Below are 16,086 nucleotides of genomic sequence, written 5' to 3'. Positions count from 1 at the left end.
TCTAAACCTGCTGCGTTATTCTTGGCAGATCAAAGCGGCCACTACCAGAGGAACTGCCACTACTTGATGCAACTGGCGCATTTTTACCCCAATAAATTTTTCGTTTTGCTCTGGCTACATGTTCAAAGGCCGTATCATCTGGGTAATATTTTTGATGTGAACCTGAGTTCGTCTTGGTACCGGCTTGCTTTTCGAAGTCAGCCCAGACTGATGCTAAAACCGCGTCAATTTTTCTTGTTTCTTTGAAAATGTCACGAGAATCAATGAAACCTTCAAATACATTTAAAGTGACGATCACGCCTAGCTCATCAGCATGTTGTTCATAAACCGTTACTTCTGAGTTATTCCATCCCTTATTTAGAAAGTAAGGAATGAACGCACCGTCACGCGCATCCAATGTGGTATTGAACTCATTTGTTGCAGGCTCTGAAGTCACTTCAATGTCATCAATACTGTCAGACGTTATATAACCCGGTTGATAGTAAACACCACCGTAGAAAACAGGGGCATCCCTATCTGTCAGATAAAGCATATTCCCGTTTATGTTCATTTTTATTAGGTAGGTTTGGTAGCGTGTGGGGTTGTAGCCTTTTAAGCGCTCAATCTCTGATGCTGTTAGATTCTTCAAAGCTGCTCCATTAACTCTAAATCGAAGATGGTTTTCCCCGCATCTTTAACACCAAACTCACCACCATTTCGGTTCTTTACACACACCTGAAAACTTACGTCATCGCCATAGCGAATCTGTGTTCCAGCTGGAATATTATGTAAAAGCGGCTGGGTGAGCGTTATTGTAGCGCGGCCTGTTGGGTCTGAGTTTGCACTAAAAGCAATTCGATAGCCTTTGGTGTTTATATCGGGTTGTATAAAATCCCCACCCCACACTGCTTTTTCACGCGATGGCGGTAATCCTGCAACTTTCAATTCTTGACTACCGACGAACCCGCCTGTTGTCAGATAAAGACCGCTAAGTTTTCTCACCGACTTTAACGGGTTAGGCAGAAGAAAGTTCCTAATTGAATCGTTGTACCAATCAAGGATTCCGCTAATTTCCATCGCGTCATCATGGTTAACTGGTGTAGAGGTGAGCGCAAAGAGGTAGTAAGGATCTTCACTCCCTAATGACTTGTTTTCATACAGTCGCTCTTCTGGTTTGATGATGTCGAGAATTAACGTAACCTCAACCTGTTTAAAAAACTGAATAGGAAAAGCAGACATTTATACTGGCCTCTCAAGACGTGCTTTGAACAAGCGAATGAAGCGCTTGTCGCGCAATGCTATCTCTCGCCAATCGCGATTTGATGCATCACCGTGAATATGGGTTTCGTTTTTAACGCTAAGACTTGAGGAATTATTCGTTTCTGATGAACTTAAGAATCGTGTTAGGTCGCGGTTCTGGTCTGGTTGAACAACCCGTTCCCCTCCGTCTAGTAGATAGGTACCCTCAGAAGGAATGTTTGTCATACCGCTGTGCGCCATACCAGTTAACTTTGCTGCTGCAGCTGCACCCGTAACGACCACACCCGCATAAGCAGCGCCACCCAATACTGGTCCGATATAGGGAATGCTGGCCAGTGCGTTATAGGCCCCCATCGCCGCATCCATGGTGTTAGTCCATATAGACTGCAGACTTTTTCGCTTCTTTTCGTTAAGTAAGGTTTCACCGATAGACAAAGCCATTCGCGCGTAACCCGCTTCGCGCCCTTCCATGCCATCAAAAAAGCTGTTAGCTGCATCAAATAGCACTCCGTAACCTTCTTGTTGACGTGCTTTTTTCTCTTCTTCCTTCTTGAGCTCTTCCTCTCTCGCTTCATCGCGAATTTCAGCAAGCCTCCCTTGGTGAGTTGCTTCCAGGTCTTCCATTGCCTGCTTATGGGCCGCTTCAATTTCCTGTGTTGCTAAGCCTTTTTCGCGTAGCATGTCGAGCTCAGCTTCAATTTCCTCTACACGCTTGTCATGCCTAAACTGGGCTAATTCTTCATCTTTTCCGCCAGCTTCAAGGGCAGCTTCACGTATTGCAGCATACTTCTCCGTTGCCGCATCTATTTCGCGCTGGTTCAGTTCTGCAACCTTCTCCTCTTTTGTTAGTAGAAGATTATTCAGTGCTTCTTGATGTTCCTTTTCGAGCTCTTGGGTCAGCAGTCCCTTTTCACGCATAAGCTCAAGCTCTGCGTTCATCTCTTCAACCTTGCGCTCGTAGCGCAAGTTAGTTAACTCTACCTCTCTACCGTCAGCTGCCAGTGCTTCGTCGTAAATTCGCTGATACTGCGCACGAAGGCTTGAAGCCATTTTCTCAGCTTCTTCTTGCCGTTTAACTTGTGCAGCCTGATCAGCCTCTTTTTTAATTGCAGCCTGAGTTTCGACATGGGCTTGGTTAGCGTCTTCTAGTTGTTTTTTCTGACGCTTAAATTCTTGGAGTTCTGCTGCAGCTTTTCGTTGTTGCTGTTGAAGCTTCTCTTTTTCAGACTTACCGAACCTACCGACGCCACGCGAGCTCGCTTCAGGTAACCTGGTATTTATTTGTTTTAGCTCATTCGACCTTTGTTCTATTAGTTGGTCGAGAGCCTGCAGATCTCCCTGCTCTGCTTTTAGCTGCAGAATTTGTTCTTTTAACGCTTCAGCTTCTGCAGAACGAACCGCATTCGCGGCCTTTGCAGCGTTGCCGCCACGCCCAGTTGTCGCTTTCTGCTGACTGGCTTCAAGAGTTTCTAATTCTGCTTCAAGTTCATCAATGGTTGGCGCGATTTTGCCGCGCAACTTATCAAGGGAGTATGAAATACCATCTAACCAGCTTTTAACCCCGCCACCAATAGAAGAGCTTTCAGAAAAACTGAGTAGCAATTCATCCCAGCGCTGGCCAAGCGTGTCTACTGAACCTGCTAACCCGCCAGCTTCGGCAGAACCAGCACCGCCTACTTGACCCGCAAGCTGTTCAAGAATGACCTTCTGAGCGCCTGCAGTATCGCCCATTTCTACCATTGAACGAATCATGTCTTTCTGCGCAGAAGTGAAGCTAACACCACTGCGCTTAAGTGCATTAATACCGGCTACAGGATCTTCTAATGCTTTACCCAATTGCAGGGCTTTATCTTTAGCGGTACCGCCAAAAACAGCGGCCATATCCTGAGAAAGTTCCACTGCCTGTGTGAAGGTTTCTCCGCTCACAGACTTAAACGTCTGAAGAACGTTCTGTGCTTCGGTTATTCCCTGCACACTGGCCAGCGTGCTTAACGCAACTTGGTTAGCTTGTTGTTGTAGTTGCTCAGCAGTAAAACCAGCTGCATTACCAGTCGCCCTAACTAATGCTTCGGTTCTTAATTGGCTTTTTTCGTATTCATTGAACACCTGCAGCGACTTATAGCCAACCGCAACTAGGCCAGCTAAAGCCGCAGCTAAACCGCTAGTGACGGCAGCACCAGAAGAAAACAATGAATTAACGACAGATACCCTACTGGCCACGCCGCCCATTGGGCCCTGAATAGCTTGAGCGCCCTGTGATAATCCACGCATTGAGTTGTTAAAGCGGTCATTGCTTGTTATTGCACGCCCTAACTCGCTGCGATAAGACCGGGTATTGCCTCGCAGTTCAACTTCGTAGTTCTTTTTGTTCATTATCTTCTCGTAAAGCGCTTATAAAGCTCTTCTACAGACATAGGTTTGACTTGCATTTTGGGGCGATATCCAACGATAAAATCGCTAGATTCAAAGGGTTTATCACCCTTTTTGCGTAAATAATTTGCCACTTGTGCACGTAAACCAGCTACTTGGAACTGGTCAATTTTGCCGCCGTATGGCTCGATTTCGCCAAATCGTAACCATTCGAGAAGCTTTGACGCACTGAGTCTATCTAGGAGGGAGTCTGCATCTTCGCAGCCTAGCTTTAAGGCCAGCCTAAGTGTGGCTGTTCGATACGGCTGGCCTATGAGGGGTTTCTTGCTAAATCCTCATCACTAAGCGGTTCGGGCTCTTCTGATTGCGAGTTGCCTTCACTGCTTGGTGGTTGATAGAGGGGGTCTATCCAAGGCATATCAGAAACACTGGCAATCTCTGCAAGCACTAAGGAAATTTTCGACTGTGGGAATGATGCGAGAAATAGAAGGTCAGTTTCACTATCCCATTTAAGAGGTATGCGACCAGACTTAGTTCGCAGCGACATTGCAATAGCCTGGTATCTCAGTGCCATTACATTGCGCCCTTTCTCTTCCAAGTCAGCATGGGAACGCTGAATAAGATTGAGTTGGTCCATGATCACTACAGCGTCAGCTGCAGAAAGCTCAACGATAAGCCAACGCCCCAATTTAACTGCTGCACTTTGCGCGCGATGCACGAAGGTTTTATCCTTCGGCATCTTACGCTCAGCGATAAAACGCTTAAAGAAACCAAACATTAAGTAAGATCTTCTTCAAGAATAGGACCGTCGACTTTTAGCGTTAAGCTTCTGTCTATTTGACCTTCTTTAGGAATTGCATAACCGACTTTTGTGGTTAGGCAACGGAATGATAATGTTTTAGAAATTGGTGCTGGAAATTGCACCTGTACGTGGTTTTTCGTGCCGTTATGAAAAGCATCAATAATACTTTCAACATCAGTCTGCGTTTCACGGTAACGAACAGTAATATTCCATTCACCGCCATCACGCAAACCGTAGTCCGACTCTTTCCAGTCATGTTCGGTACCATACTGGGTTGCATCTACCACTTCACTGGTCATTTCACCAGGCTCCATGGTCATAATGTCTGCTATAGAATTACCGAATGAAGTGCCATCATCCGTCGATAAGTGCAATGAAACTAATTTACCCTTCATGATTAATCCTCGTCTAGGTATTGTATTGTGTAAGTAAGCTGCAATTCACCGATAGTCGTTTCACTGTCACGGTCGTATGCAAAGTTGGTTCTATTTATGCCTTCAATCAGGCCGTCTAACTGGGGGTTTTCGCGCAGCAGCTGCTGCACTGCAGTGGCTTTTTGGTCTAATGCATCATCAATATTGCCCGGATCACGAAGCATGATTTCAACAATGACTTGCGCCTCTGTAATTCCGGTGTCATCGAAGTCATATTCAGTCTCACCCGAATTAAAGAAGACCTTCAACGCAGGTAGCTCGTCTTCGAATATCTGCGCTGGAGAGTAATTAAAAGTAGTGGAGAAGCCAGCAGGCTCCGCTATAGCGCGGATTGCTTCTCGTATCTGCGAACGTGTGGCCATTACTTAATTCCTAGCGCTTTATCTAATCGCCAGGTCAATTGGCGAAATAGCTCTAAAGGAAAGTCTTTAGCAAGTGAAGCTTCTGTCTCTTGGTTTACAGCATTCTTAAGCGTTTGCTCTGTGAACTTTGCACCAAAACCAGCGACTTCAATATTTCCTCTGCCCTGACCTTTTCGAACATAAATGTTGCGTAAGCCTTTATTGGTAAATGTGTTTGGCCACTCGTAAGGACCAACCGCATGACCATCACCTCGCGGCTTAGCGCCTGCCGTTCTTGCAGACAGCCTATTGGTACCGGCCCACACTTTTCCATGCAGACTAGTCGCTTTAGCACGTGTGATTTTCACACGTTGTCTTATAGGTGCTTGCTTAACTTGCATGGCCTTAGAAGCACGGCGAACTATTTTCGTCCGTGATTTTTTAAGACTATCGTTGATGGTTGCCGCCATTGCACGGTTAACCTCGCCTTTTCTATGAGTATCTAGCGCACGACTCATTCGCTTCATTTCAGCTAAGGCTTGTTTTGAGTTAACCGATACAATTTTTGACATTACTAAACACGCTCAAGGATCAAGCTGGTAACTTCGCCAGACTCTTGCTTTGTCACGAAAAGGTATTTAACGCCGTTTACCGTGATAGGTTCCCTGCGCTTTATGGCTGGTAGCGATGTTTTCGGTGTGTCGAACTGAACCTGATTAGTGTCCAGTTCACCGAATTCATGCGCCCTGGTGTACAGGTATCCGTTCACCTCTACACCAGCGATAACCGCCACATGTTTAAAGTCAGCAAAAAAAACTGACTCCATATCTGCGGCAAGATCATCTTGAAAGCTCATAGCTATTCGCTTTCACCATCTGTTTCTGGACCAAACGCCGCGTCTAAACCGTCATCGATTTTTGGCACTTCGATTTCAGTATTAGCTTTTGCGTCGACAATTTTACCTTTCGACGCTGCCTGCAGTTCCTTTGCCATCGAAGCATCAATCGAGATGATTGTTTTACCCTTTGCCTTAGGAAAGTAGCTTTTACCCATAAGGCGCACACCGCGTGTAAGCTCAAAGCTTACTTTTTTACTATCTCTAGCCATTTTCTTTTACCTTAAAAAAAAGCACCCGAAGGTGCTTTGCTAGTTAAAAATTAAGTAGATTACTCACCCAAGCAGAATGCTTGAGGGTGACGAACCGCAACGTCTGCGTCTTGGAACAAACGCATAACAAGACCACCGCTAGCAACTTTGGTAGCGCGATCAGGTACCACGTCAAGCGCACCCCACAAGCCAATTAGCGCTTGCGAGAAGTCACCAAACAACATCTGGCCAGCGTTCATTTGTGTTGTTACTGCAGCGTTGTAGTCGTTAACACGGCCATTCTGCCAAATAAACTGGCCTGTGCCTGAAGCTTTCTCAGTCGTTTTAAGCTTGCCGCGTAAAGACGGGCGCATTAGATAAGCCATGGTGTTAGCATCTGCGTTGGCTTCTGCCACGTCAGTTTCAAATGCAACAGTTTCAGCCCATGTAGGACTATTTGGTGTAGCGAACGCAATTGCACCGATACCGCTGGTGTTAGCGATACCTGTAGGCTCATTGCCAATGCCCGAACCGTAAAGCGCGCCCTGGTCTAAACCTAAGCTTTGACCACGCATGATGTCAGCCATAACCAGCGCTTCAATATCTGGCGTAGACTGGTTCATGATACGGCGAGTGATAGGAACCGCAGTAGCTAGCGTTTTAGGTCGTAGCTGTACAGTGGTGAAAGACAGGTCACTGTCTGTAGCTTCACCGTCTTCCTCTACCCAGTAGAAGGTTGCCGAACCATTCTGTTTAGGAATATCAACATCACCCACAAGGCCAGACACCATGCGCGCACCTAATTGACCCACCACTGCTTGTGCGCGAAGTGCTTCAATGTACATTTCAGCATGAAGTTCGGTAGCTACAAGCTCAGCGCCTTTACCCGCACCGCCAGCTGATTGCATGCGCGCAAGTTGCATTTGGCGCAAACCATAGCCCATGGCTTCATAGCTAAGGTAAATACCATCAGCATCACGGCCAACACGTTTAGCTATAGCTTCTGACACTTCACGCTCAAGGCCAGCTTTCTTAAAGTTACCCGTAGCAACAGCACGAAGCGCATTGATAACACTGTACTTGCGAAGCTCGTTTTCACCGATATCCAAATTAATCATTGTGGACTCAGCTTCAGGGTCTCTTCGCTTGCCGTGAAGCTCACGAATAAGCGCACTGTTAAACTCTTCGTAGCTGCGGCCTTTAGCAATAAAGTTATTGCCTAAATCAGTGGCACCGTACTGACGTGCAGTTTCAGCAATACGTTGAGCATCGCTTGCTTCAGGTGCGGTTTTCACTTTGCGTGGCTCTGCGAATTCACGCTTAGTTTGGTTAGTCGTTTCCGGTGATACCGAACGTTCGGCTGTTTCATCCGGGGCGTTGTTGTCTTGGATTTCGATATCATCCATTTTACGTACCTCAGTGGTGGTTATTTTTACGGGGTTGTCGTTTGTTTCAGCGTTTCGACCAACACCTACGGTAGGGTCTGCCGGTACTGATACAGAAGATATTTCTAGCGGTTCCCAGTGGGTAACGCGGTAGTAATCTAAATCGTTTTCTTCGCGGGTTAATTTCGCGGCGTGGATGCGGTAGCCAACAGATACATTCACACGAATCTCATCTTGCATATCGATAAGAAGCTGCTGTCCGAGCGGGTTGCGGCTCATCTTTATTTCAGCGTAGCCACGGCCTTTCTCAATCCATGCTTTTTGAATAACGCCGCGTTGGTCGTTCCAATTGTGATCACTAAGGAACGGACCTTTATTGTTAATTCGTGCTAGGTCACATTCACCTTCATCATGACCAAGGGTTTCTACCCATCCCCAGCGCTCAACTTCATATTCACTGGAAAAGCTAAGGGTGACGATACGGCTTTCTTCGTCTACCTTTTCAATTTGCGCTTCCATGTCGCGCTGCATGACAGGGCATTGCCCTTTGCGCAACATGGCTGCAGTAACTTTATTTACGTTCACTGTTCGCCCTCTTCTTCGTCATTTTTAGGGGCGTTCTTATTGGCTGCAGCTGCAACTTTTGCCCCTTTGCCAATACCAAAACCTTTAGCCAGCTCCATCGCTGGACCTAGTATCTGAAGATATTGCTGCCAGCCTTCAGCCATTTCGTCGACATCAACACCTTTTTCATTCAGAACGTCCATCGGGTTAACGGTGAAGTTATCCATGGCAGCGCCGATGGCCTGTTCATCTTTTAATGGGTCAACCCATTGCCATCTGCGGCCCTTGAAAGAAAATGCATCAACGCTGCGCTCTAGGTCGTAACCTCTTAAGTTATCTATAGCGCCATTCAAAAGCGCATGTTTAAGCCAGCGTTGGTATATCGAACCAACCACTTGGCTTATTAACCAACCTTGAAGTCGCTTCCAGTGCTCTCTATCTTCGAGTACAGCTTGACGAAGGCTTGACCATGAGACGCCTTCATAATCGTTCGCGCCTGTGTTGTAGTTCACATCTACGCCAGCAAACGCGCCTTTAAGCGATGCCTTTTGAAATCCTTCAACTGAATCGCCGTGATGTTGAAAGTTTGTTTCTTTTGCGCGGTAACCCTCTGGGGTAATTGCTGCACCGCCTGGTTCAAGTTCGAAAATGAAATCACCTTCGTCCTCTTCTTCAGGGGCTTCTTGCTCTGGGTCGCGTTCGTAAATAACCATGTTGCTGGCTGCAACCCTGCTACCCACTAGCGCTGATTCGCGATAACCACCGATATCGTGAAAATCTAAAAGTGATGCGTGAGCCCATGGAACACCGCGTGTTTGACCAGGGCGGAACATTGGGAAAGGAAGAATGATTTCATCTGCAGGAATACGAACGTAGCGTTTGCCAGTATTGTCATGGCGCCACGTATGCTCACCAGGGTGGTTAGTCAACAAGTGGTAAGCAACATGTCTGCCCCACTTATCTATTTCAACGCCCATCTTGATGCGAACGCCGTTCCCTAAATCTTTGTTTAACGTCGCGTCTAACAGGTCAGCTTCAATCAGCTGAATGGCATACCCAAACTTATTGGGCGCGCCGTGAATGTGACGAATGATAATGTCACCGTCTTGGCATACGGTTTTTGCAATGAGCTGCATGGCCCCAATGAAGTCCATGCGCCCACTTATTTCACACACGCCAATTTTGCACCACTTAGCGAACGCTTTTTCAATAGATTGGTTAGCTAAGCGGTCTAAATTTCCATCGTTTCCGCGAACTTCAGCGTGTAAGCGCGGCCCCTTATCACCAACAACGTGAGTCTGCACCATGGAAAAGAAGCGCTTCATATAGCCAACGTCTTCACCAGCTTTGCGACTAGCAGCCTTAATTCTTGATAAATCGCGTCTTAACGTTTCATCAATGCTAAGACCAGAACCAAAGAAATTATTTGAACTGATACGTGGACTTTTTGCTGCAGCAAAGCGTTCCTGTGCATGCAATTTATGACGCTGACGATCACGGCTAGAACCAGCGCCTTTCCCAAGAACTGGTTCAAGTCGCTCGGTTTCGCCTTTCGACTTTTTAAAGAGATTAAACATACACTACCTGTAGTAAGCTCGACGGGGTGGTTTAGTTAAGCCCTTCTTCTGCTTAACTGTGCGAACGCGCCAGCTATATTTGCGCTTTAACTTTTCAAGCTGCTCAATAGGTATGCGAGTTAAGCTGCGACCATCAACGGTATAGTTTTCATGATCAGAAAGAATGCGGCCTTCAATACGCTTTTCTATCGCCTTTAAAACGCGTTCGGCATGGCTGGTTGTGTCGCAATACTCTAAATCATGCGGGTTCGCGTCGATAATGATGTAACCATGGGCTACTGTTCTGCGGCCTGTGCCATCATCGCTAAAAAGATGCCAGCGGTATTCGCCAGACTGATAGGTCTTTGTTTCTTCAGAAGCCAGGTCAACATGAAGCGTCCCATCAACCACAGTCGTGTCGATGGTAAATTTGCTTTCGGGGCCAACCAGAATGTACTGATAAGTGTGTGATGCGTTCACCACTTTACGTGACCACTTTGCGTAGTCACCTTTTACTAAACGTTTTGGTTCGTTCATTATCTAACCTGAGTGCTAAAGCCACGCTTTCGCCGTGGGCGAGTGGCAGATGATTGGCGTTTTCGCTTGGTAGCTTTCTGTTCAACTTCGCTTTCTAATTCAGCGCTAAACATGTCTTTCTGACTTAAGCTGCTCTCTAATGCATCCCATTGGGCGCTAGTTTTGGCGTGAACCTTTTGAGACATTGCAGCGTGAAGCGCATAAACTTCGCAGTCGGTACCTTCGTTTCGTCTACCGCTCCGGCATTGCCAAGTCATTTGGCCGCGAAGCTTTTTACTTGGCGCTTTGACCTCAGCCGTGACTTGTTCCCAGTAGTCAGCGCGCGCATCTTTGTAGCTGTGCATGAAAGCACTGGTACCTTGAAGCCGTTTTGATAGAAGATCTTTAGCCTTGTGAGTACCAACCAGGTAAACAAGAACGCCGTGCTTGTCTGCTTTTGTTGAGCGCTTGGCGTTGTTATGGTCAAGTTTTGCAGAAGGTAAGCGGAATATTTCACGCTTGCCGTTGTCGTTACTGTCACCTTTGATTGCCATAAGGTGAACACGCTTATGTTTCTTACTTCGTGTTCGAACGTAGTGGTAAACCGCTTGGTTGGTACCACCGTCAGAGCTATCTATACTGGCCGCTGAAAGATAAACCCTTCCAAGCGTTTCATGCTCGAACCCGTTGAAAAGTAGCTGGTCCAACTCATCCCACACTGGATCAGCTTTATCAACACAGTCACCGGCAATTTCTTTCCAGAGAACCAGCCAGCTTTCCTCGTTTCTACCGAACGCCCGAATGATGATAGCTAGCCTATCGTGCTGAACATCGACACCAGCGGTAACAATTAAGCCGCCTTTTGGTACCGTTAACTCTGGGTAGTCGTCGGCAAGCGCCTGCAGCTGCTCGTGATTCAGGTTATCTTTACTGCGGTATGCGTAAGGCTTACCCAGTTTAGAATTCTGAAAAATTATCCTACCGGCTTCATCACCAGCTGCAGCTTCATGCTCTGCTTCAAGAAAGTCCTTAACCAAACTAGAAAGCGATGTACCAGGAATACAAACGTAAAGTTCAGACAGCCCTTTGAAGGTTTCAATTACGCCATCAGTGTTAACTGTTGGTACCCAACCGCAGAACTTATCACCTTCTTCCTCTGCAACTCTGCAGGTATTGAAAATGTTTTGCTGACGCTGCCAGTCATTCCACGCGCTACCACAGTGAGGGCATGCGTAAACCGCCGTTTCCGGTAAATTTCTACCGTAAACAGGGTGAACGGGGCCTTCATCTTGCTCTACCCAGCTGACATTTTCCCAGTCTAAAACGTGCTTTTCGCCACAATCGTGGCAGGCCACTGGCAGAGTTCGCTGGGTACCGAGGTTGATGTAATGCTCAACTTCGCTTAAATCCTCGACGGAAGGGGTACCGCCAAGAACAAACTTACGTTTTCGAAAGCGCTTAATGCGTTCACGCGCTAGGCGTATCGCATCACCCTGATCACCAACGTTACCGTTTGTGTCGTCGGGTTCTTCAACCAGCACCACTGGCGATGGCGTCGACTTAACGTTACTGACTGAGTTAGAGCCAAAAACCTTAAGAGAGCCCCCAGGGAAATTCTTTTTGTTACTTCGGTTACCCGCCTTTCTACTGCTGCTTACATCAACTTTTTTAGCAAGTTCTGGCGTAGCCCTGATAACAGGTTCAAACTTCTCTTCAATGAAGTCGCGCGCTTTGTCGTCTTTGGGAAATAAGCCAAGAATACGACTGGGTTCACAGCAAATACGCTTTGCTATCCAGCCAGTTTCAAGCAGTGTCCAGCCGATTTGGGCAGCTTTCATCAAGCCGACCATTTCAACAAAGTCGTCATCTAAGGCATGCATTACACCCCAGAAGTACGGCACGTAATCCGCGTTATACAAACCAGCAAAGTCTGCATCTTCAGCAGGGAGTCGAAAGTATTTTTCAAGCCATTCGCGCGTTGGAATGTTTTCAGGTGGTAGCCACCCAGCACGGCATTCGTCAATCAGAGTCTGTAGATTGGAACTGGAAGTCTGCAATAACTCGCATGGCAGCAGCTGTGGTTCCATCAATTGATTCTCTGTCTATGGTGATACCATGCTGGCTTTCCAGCATGGCTAAGATTTTTTCTATCGAGTTTGTGTACTCAGATTTCGCCAGGGCAATCCAACCGTCGATAGCCTCACGAACTTGTGCCTTGTCGAGAATTAGCTTTTCCTCTTTGAATAGCATGAGCTCTTTCATTCTCGCGTTGGCAGAAGCTTCGCGCGTTCGCGCTTCATCTAACTTTAAGCGCTGGTCGCTTGCGGTTCTTCCGCTGGCTTCGTCGCGTAGTTTTTCGCAGTAAGCACGTAACCACTGGCGGTAGGTACCACCACGAACTAGGGTTCCGTTATCGAGATGTTTGTGAATGGCCGGTTGTGAAGCACCAACCAAAGAAGCGAATTCTGTTTGTTTAGCTTTATCATCTAAATCAAACAAAATATAACCCCCCTATGGGATTTTATAGCTGTTAAAAAAACGCGGGTCTATGCGCCGTGTGAGGGGGTACCTCCAAAAGGACCCGCGGAAATATTTTTATGAAAGTTATTTAGGAATGCATTCGTTGTTAGGTGATGCTTCCATAAGTTTGGCATGAAGCTCTTCTTGTCGTCTGTCTTCTTTACGCTTGAAGTAGACGTTAACGCCGAAGGTGGCTATGGCTATGATAATACCTATCACTGCTACTAGATGGTCGATGTTTACCATTCCCCATAAAGCCGTAAGGCCACTGGCTGTGTAGTTAGTAGCTGTGGTCTTATCACTCATTTTAAATCTGTCGCTATATGCTGACATGCTATGCACTCCTGTAGGGCCCATAACATGATTATTCAATTGTTGTTCCATTGTGTATTAGACGTAAGATTAAACCTTACTCTTAAATGCCAATACATTGCGCTTACCAATCTCTCTCAACCCTGCATATGCAGTAGGTAGAGCCAAAAATGCGCTTAACACCAATAGGTCTGGTTGGTTAGTAAACAGACCGTAGTAGATACCAGCAACCAAAGATAACGTTGCATGCATAGGACGTATATATTTAACTGCACCCTCTGCATTATCGCCATTACGTATGGTCTTTTGAGTTTCTGAATGGCTCAGTTGCGCATCATTGTTATCAGCCTTCTTGTGCTCAAGCTCTATCGAAAGCGTCGCCTCTAGATGCCTATTTAATTCAGCTTCTCTTTCAGCTGCTATCTCTTCTAACCTGACCATTGCATCAGGGTTACGCTGAAGAGCGGCTAATGCCTGGTCTGGGTCAGTCGTCCCCGTTGCCTGTGCAACCATTGAGGCCCCAGCACTCACAGCGCCTACTACATTGCCAGTCAATAGCGAACCAACTAGCCCAGCTACGCCTGTTTTGTTTTCCTTTAGAAAATTTCCAACGTCTGACCAATTCATTATTTCACCTTATGGCTTATACAGTTCAAAATGTGGTAAGTCGCGGAAACGCTCATCACGGCTTCTACCGTCCATATCCCAATCACCACCCCAGCGAAGCAAGTGGGTTGTTTTACCCTCAGCGTATAGCTGACGAGCAATACACATGACATGTCCTGCGAATACAGCGAAAGCTAATTCGTCTTTCCAGTCTGTGTTACTTAATTCTACGAAGTAAGGGCCAGCATCAATAGCCATGGAAGGAAAAGTGTTGTGCTTTGAGTTAGGCCACTCCAATTGACTCAAACCATCGGCAAAGGCTTTGTTCTGCTCATCTTTACCGCGATAGCCGCAAAAGATCGACGCATTAATGAACTTCTTCACCTCATTGAATATCGTTTGAGTATCAACATGGCACGTATCAAGACGGGCTTGTGAAGTTTTGCCGTAGGGAAACATAATCTTCATCCATAAAAAAGCCCCACCAAATGGTGAGGCAAGGTTGGGATAAACAAGACACAACAAGCAGAGAAAAGCAGGCACAAAAAAAGGCCACTCAATGAGTGACCTTTGTGTCGAGTGCAGCTTCGCTTAGCTTACGTGAAGTAAAGTAGATGATCCGCGCGCGCAGATCAACAAGTTTTTTAAAATTATGCCAATTTAACGTCTAACGTAAACCCAATTAAAGCCCCATCAACCCAACAAATAGCTGATTTATGGAGACTTCTTGCTTTTGTCTCACCAATATTTAACGCGTTAGAAATCATTGGATAATTGTAATCGCTTCGATAGTACATGATGACTATGTTGGCTAACAAAGGTCGCTCTCGCTTCAGTTCTGCAACAAGACGGTCTACCAATAGCGCCATATCGTCATTGATGAAATACACGTTGTTGTTATCGCTTTTACCGATATTGAGCCCTAATCCCATTCGGCTCCATTTGCCCCACTCGTTAAGCAAAGTCTCGGTTTCGCTTGTATCGTGCTGAACGTCTGTCACTACTACGCTACCTTATCGTCTGGTGTGCTTATGTGCGCTTGGCGTTTTCTAGAAACTAGCATGCCAAGCTCTTTAATTTTCTGACTAACCAGGTCATCCCCAAGCATAGGCTTGCCGTGCTTAGCCACGTAACTGTCGATAACCGGCTTTTTCGGTGTTGAGTATTCAAGCGCTTTTTTCGCTTCAGGCAAATCCCCTGTCATAGCTCTGCCTACCCAGTACTCATACTCACCTTTGAACAGTTCCATGAAGTCAGCGTCTCGCATTTGATAAACACGATGACCAACACGTTCGTCTACCAGCTCAACCGCGCGATGGCTAAATTCAAAGTCTTTACCTTTGAATCTTCCACGTCTGGCGATCACTTCATCGTAAGCTTCACGCAGTGAGGGTATGCCAAGTTCCTCAGGTGTAGGCTTACAAAGCTTCGCAAACTCTGTAGGCCGTGGGCGATATTGCTGCTTACACGCCTTTGCAATACCCGATTGAATTTGTCGGCTACTGGAAACGCCCTCGTCAACCATCTGCTTAGCGTATTCACGAATGGCCCATTGCTGCATATCCAGTTCTGGGTACTTGTTCACGAATTCAGGCCAGTACTCCATCAACACTGGTTTCAAGTTCGTTAGGCAAAACTGGTAGACAGTATCAAGTCTGCTCGGTAGAGAAGTCGAACGCTTCGACCCCTTCGCCTCGTTGCGCTCGTTCATAACAGTCTCGCCATGCGGTTGCGGTTGCATTGCGATACCCACTTTGTTGACTAGATTGCTGCTTGAGTGCATGACTGCCCCCTTTGACTTGGTTGTGCTTGATGGTTGCGCAGTAACGCATCCAGTACTTTCGATGTGTGGCTATGTGGCGATAGGTGTTACCTGTATCGCTAAACTTCCACTTGTTGAAAATCGCTTGTAGTTCATCCGTACTGACTGAAAGACCAACTTGCTTGGCCAACCCTACCCAGTCGTTACAGAAGTTCAGATTTTCGCGCGCGCACGCGCTATCTTCTTCTTCTATATCGGATATAACGGATATGTGTTGTTCATCGGACTTTTGAAATTTTAAGACGTTTCCGCCGTATCGCTTATGTGGTGAGGGTTGTGGCGTTTTTTTGTTGCGTGTTGTTCCCGTGTTGCTCTCGTGTTGTTCCTCATTTGAACCTGATAAGTCTGTTGAGGCTAAAGAGCAGTGATAACAGGCTGCTTTTTGTTCTTTAATAGAGCCTTTTCTAACCAGTTCGATTAGGTTTGCGCGCTCTAATTGTCGAACTGCTGTTCGTATTTTCTCAGTGGTAGGCTTGGGCTCAACCGTGTTAGAGCCACGAGGGGGGGTGTGCTCCATTTCCTCTTTCATAGAG

21 protein-coding genes are annotated in these 16,086 nt (G+C 46.6%); all 21 read right to left on the bottom strand.

The window, feature by feature from the left end; translation table 11 throughout:
* Window position 1 precedes the first annotated feature (1 nt).
* Window positions 2–628 (bottom strand): DUF2163 domain-containing protein, encoded by a 627-nt coding sequence (locus tag D1814_RS17080; RefSeq protein WP_118494656.1) that lies wholly within the window; start codon window positions 626–628, stop codon window positions 2–4.
* Window positions 625–1,218, bottom strand: coding sequence for a hypothetical protein (locus D1814_RS17075; protein WP_118494654.1), 594 nt, complete (start codon window positions 1,216–1,218; stop codon window positions 625–627). Before D1814_RS17075 ends, D1814_RS17080 begins: the two co-directional genes overlap by 4 nt.
* Window positions 1,219–3,612, bottom strand: coding sequence for a phage tail length tape measure family protein (locus D1814_RS17070; RefSeq protein ID WP_118494652.1), 2,394 nt, complete (start codon window positions 3,610–3,612; stop codon window positions 1,219–1,221).
* Window positions 3,612–3,779 carry a hypothetical protein gene (locus D1814_RS19825; RefSeq protein WP_442857724.1) on the bottom strand — a complete coding sequence of 56 codons (168 nt, stop codon included), beginning with the start codon at window positions 3,777–3,779 and terminating at the stop codon, window positions 3,612–3,614. The genes D1814_RS17070 and D1814_RS19825 overlap by 1 nt, the downstream gene beginning before the upstream one ends.
* Window positions 3,780–3,919: 140 nt before the next feature.
* Window positions 3,920–4,387, bottom strand: a complete 468-nt coding sequence (locus D1814_RS17065) for a hypothetical protein (RefSeq protein ID WP_118494650.1) — start codon at window positions 4,385–4,387, stop codon at window positions 3,920–3,922.
* Complete coding sequence (locus tag D1814_RS17060) at window positions 4,387–4,806, bottom strand: phage tail tube protein (RefSeq protein WP_118494648.1); 420 nt, start codon at window positions 4,804–4,806, stop codon at window positions 4,387–4,389. The genes D1814_RS17065 and D1814_RS17060 overlap by 1 nt, the downstream gene beginning before the upstream one ends.
* Before the next feature lie 2 nt (window positions 4,807–4,808).
* A complete protein-coding gene (gene gpU, locus D1814_RS17055) occupies window positions 4,809–5,207 on the bottom strand; it encodes a phage tail terminator protein (protein WP_118494646.1) in 399 nt (132 codons plus the stop codon).
* On the bottom strand, window positions 5,207–5,758 hold the full coding sequence (locus D1814_RS17050) for a phage tail protein (protein WP_118494644.1): 552 nt from the start codon (window positions 5,756–5,758) through the stop codon (window positions 5,207–5,209). Before D1814_RS17050 ends, gpU begins: the two co-directional genes overlap by 1 nt.
* Window positions 5,759–5,760: 2 nt before the next feature.
* Window positions 5,761–6,042 carry a hypothetical protein gene (locus D1814_RS17045; protein WP_118494642.1) on the bottom strand — a complete coding sequence of 94 codons (282 nt, stop codon included), beginning with the start codon at window positions 6,040–6,042 and terminating at the stop codon, window positions 5,761–5,763.
* Window positions 6,043–6,044: 2 nt separating this feature from the next.
* Window positions 6,045–6,293 (bottom strand): hypothetical protein, encoded by a 249-nt coding sequence (locus tag D1814_RS17040; RefSeq protein ID WP_118494640.1) that lies wholly within the window; start codon window positions 6,291–6,293, stop codon window positions 6,045–6,047.
* Between the two features lie 59 nt (window positions 6,294–6,352).
* The gene (locus D1814_RS17035) at window positions 6,353–8,242 is read right to left on the bottom strand and encodes a phage major capsid protein (protein WP_118494639.1); all 1,890 of its coding nucleotides are present in this window, start codon (window positions 8,240–8,242) and stop codon (window positions 6,353–6,355) included.
* Complete coding sequence (locus tag D1814_RS17030; RefSeq protein ID WP_118494637.1) at window positions 8,239–9,798, bottom strand: phage portal protein; 1,560 nt, start codon at window positions 9,796–9,798, stop codon at window positions 8,239–8,241. Before D1814_RS17030 ends, D1814_RS17035 begins: the two co-directional genes overlap by 4 nt.
* A 3-nt stretch (window positions 9,799–9,801) precedes the next feature.
* Window positions 9,802–10,314, bottom strand: coding sequence for a hypothetical protein (locus tag D1814_RS17025; RefSeq protein ID WP_118494635.1), 513 nt, complete (start codon window positions 10,312–10,314; stop codon window positions 9,802–9,804).
* A complete protein-coding gene (locus tag D1814_RS17020) occupies window positions 10,314–12,380 on the bottom strand; it encodes a phage terminase large subunit family protein (RefSeq protein WP_118494633.1) in 2,067 nt (688 codons plus the stop codon). Before D1814_RS17020 ends, D1814_RS17025 begins: the two co-directional genes overlap by 1 nt.
* Complete coding sequence (locus tag D1814_RS17015) at window positions 12,313–12,792, bottom strand: hypothetical protein (RefSeq protein ID WP_118494631.1); 480 nt, start codon at window positions 12,790–12,792, stop codon at window positions 12,313–12,315. Before D1814_RS17015 ends, D1814_RS17020 begins: the two co-directional genes overlap by 68 nt.
* A 105-nt stretch (window positions 12,793–12,897) precedes the next feature.
* The gene (locus D1814_RS17010; protein WP_159613732.1) at window positions 12,898–13,146 is read right to left on the bottom strand and encodes a phage holin; all 249 of its coding nucleotides are present in this window, start codon (window positions 13,144–13,146) and stop codon (window positions 12,898–12,900) included.
* 69 nt (window positions 13,147–13,215) lie between these two features.
* The gene (locus tag D1814_RS17005; protein ID WP_118494627.1) at window positions 13,216–13,752 is read right to left on the bottom strand and encodes a hypothetical protein; all 537 of its coding nucleotides are present in this window, start codon (window positions 13,750–13,752) and stop codon (window positions 13,216–13,218) included.
* A gap of 9 nt (window positions 13,753–13,761) precedes the next feature.
* A complete protein-coding gene (locus D1814_RS17000) occupies window positions 13,762–14,199 on the bottom strand; it encodes a M15 family peptidase (protein WP_232368916.1) in 438 nt (145 codons plus the stop codon).
* A gap of 182 nt (window positions 14,200–14,381) precedes the next feature.
* Window positions 14,382–14,732: an antitermination protein Q gene (locus D1814_RS16995; RefSeq protein ID WP_118494623.1), complete on the bottom strand. Its 351-nt coding sequence runs from the start codon at window positions 14,730–14,732 to the stop codon at window positions 14,382–14,384.
* A 2-nt stretch (window positions 14,733–14,734) separates the two neighbouring features.
* Window positions 14,735–15,442 (bottom strand): replication protein P, encoded by a 708-nt coding sequence (locus tag D1814_RS16990; protein WP_162889841.1) that lies wholly within the window; start codon window positions 15,440–15,442, stop codon window positions 14,735–14,737.
* Window positions 15,381–16,070, bottom strand: coding sequence for a hypothetical protein (locus D1814_RS16985; protein WP_162889840.1), 690 nt, complete (start codon window positions 16,068–16,070; stop codon window positions 15,381–15,383). The genes D1814_RS16990 and D1814_RS16985 overlap by 62 nt, the downstream gene beginning before the upstream one ends.
* Window positions 16,071–16,086: the final 16 nt, after the last annotated feature.

Source organism: Alteromonas sp. BL110 (genome assembly GCF_003443615.1).
Classification (GTDB): domain Bacteria; phylum Pseudomonadota; class Gammaproteobacteria; order Enterobacterales; family Alteromonadaceae; genus Alteromonas.
The sequence above is the reverse complement of the archived record's forward strand: the minus strand, read 5'-3'. Positions and strand labels throughout refer to the sequence as shown.

What these genes read in the sequence shown, in the direction of transcription:
- D1814_RS17075 (WP_118494654.1), bottom strand. Translation starts at nt 1,218, where the DNA reads ATGTCTGCTTTTCCTATTCAGTTTTTTAAACAGGTTGAGGTTACGTTA.
- D1814_RS17070 (WP_118494652.1), bottom strand. Translation starts at nt 3,612, where the DNA reads ATGAACAAAAAGAACTACGAAGTTGAACTGCGAGGCAATACCCGGTCT.
- D1814_RS17065 (WP_118494650.1), bottom strand. Translation starts at nt 4,387, where the DNA reads ATGTTTGGTTTCTTTAAGCGTTTTATCGCTGAGCGTAAGATGCCGAAG.
- D1814_RS17060 (WP_118494648.1), bottom strand. Translation starts at nt 4,806, where the DNA reads ATGAAGGGTAAATTAGTTTCATTGCACTTATCGACGGATGATGGCACT.
- gpU (WP_118494646.1), bottom strand. Translation starts at nt 5,207, where the DNA reads ATGGCCACACGTTCGCAGATACGAGAAGCAATCCGCGCTATAGCGGAG.
- D1814_RS17050 (WP_118494644.1), bottom strand. Translation starts at nt 5,758, where the DNA reads ATGTCAAAAATTGTATCGGTTAACTCAAAACAAGCCTTAGCTGAAATG.
- D1814_RS17045 (WP_118494642.1), bottom strand. Translation starts at nt 6,042, where the DNA reads ATGAGCTTTCAAGATGATCTTGCCGCAGATATGGAGTCAGTTTTTTTT.
- D1814_RS17040 (WP_118494640.1), bottom strand. Translation starts at nt 6,293, where the DNA reads ATGGCTAGAGATAGTAAAAAAGTAAGCTTTGAGCTTACACGCGGTGTG.
- D1814_RS17030 (WP_118494637.1), bottom strand. Translation starts at nt 9,798, where the DNA reads ATGTTTAATCTCTTTAAAAAGTCGAAAGGCGAAACCGAGCGACTTGAA.
- D1814_RS17025 (WP_118494635.1), bottom strand. Translation starts at nt 10,314, where the DNA reads ATGAACGAACCAAAACGTTTAGTAAAAGGTGACTACGCAAAGTGGTCA.
- D1814_RS17020 (WP_118494633.1), bottom strand. Translation starts at nt 12,380, where the DNA reads ATGGAACCACAGCTGCTGCCATGCGAGTTATTGCAGACTTCCAGTTCC.
- D1814_RS17010 (WP_159613732.1), bottom strand. Translation starts at nt 13,146, where the DNA reads ATGTCAGCATATAGCGACAGATTTAAAATGAGTGATAAGACCACAGCT.
- D1814_RS17005 (WP_118494627.1), bottom strand. Translation starts at nt 13,752, where the DNA reads ATGAATTGGTCAGACGTTGGAAATTTTCTAAAGGAAAACAAAACAGGC.
- D1814_RS17000 (WP_232368916.1), bottom strand. Translation starts at nt 14,199, where the DNA reads ATGAAGATTATGTTTCCCTACGGCAAAACTTCACAAGCCCGTCTTGAT.
- D1814_RS16990 (WP_162889841.1), bottom strand. Translation starts at nt 15,442, where the DNA reads ATGAACGAGCGCAACGAGGCGAAGGGGTCGAAGCGTTCGACTTCTCTA.
- D1814_RS16985 (WP_162889840.1), bottom strand. Translation starts at nt 16,070, where the DNA reads ATGGAGCACACCCCCCCTCGTGGCTCTAACACGGTTGAGCCCAAGCCT.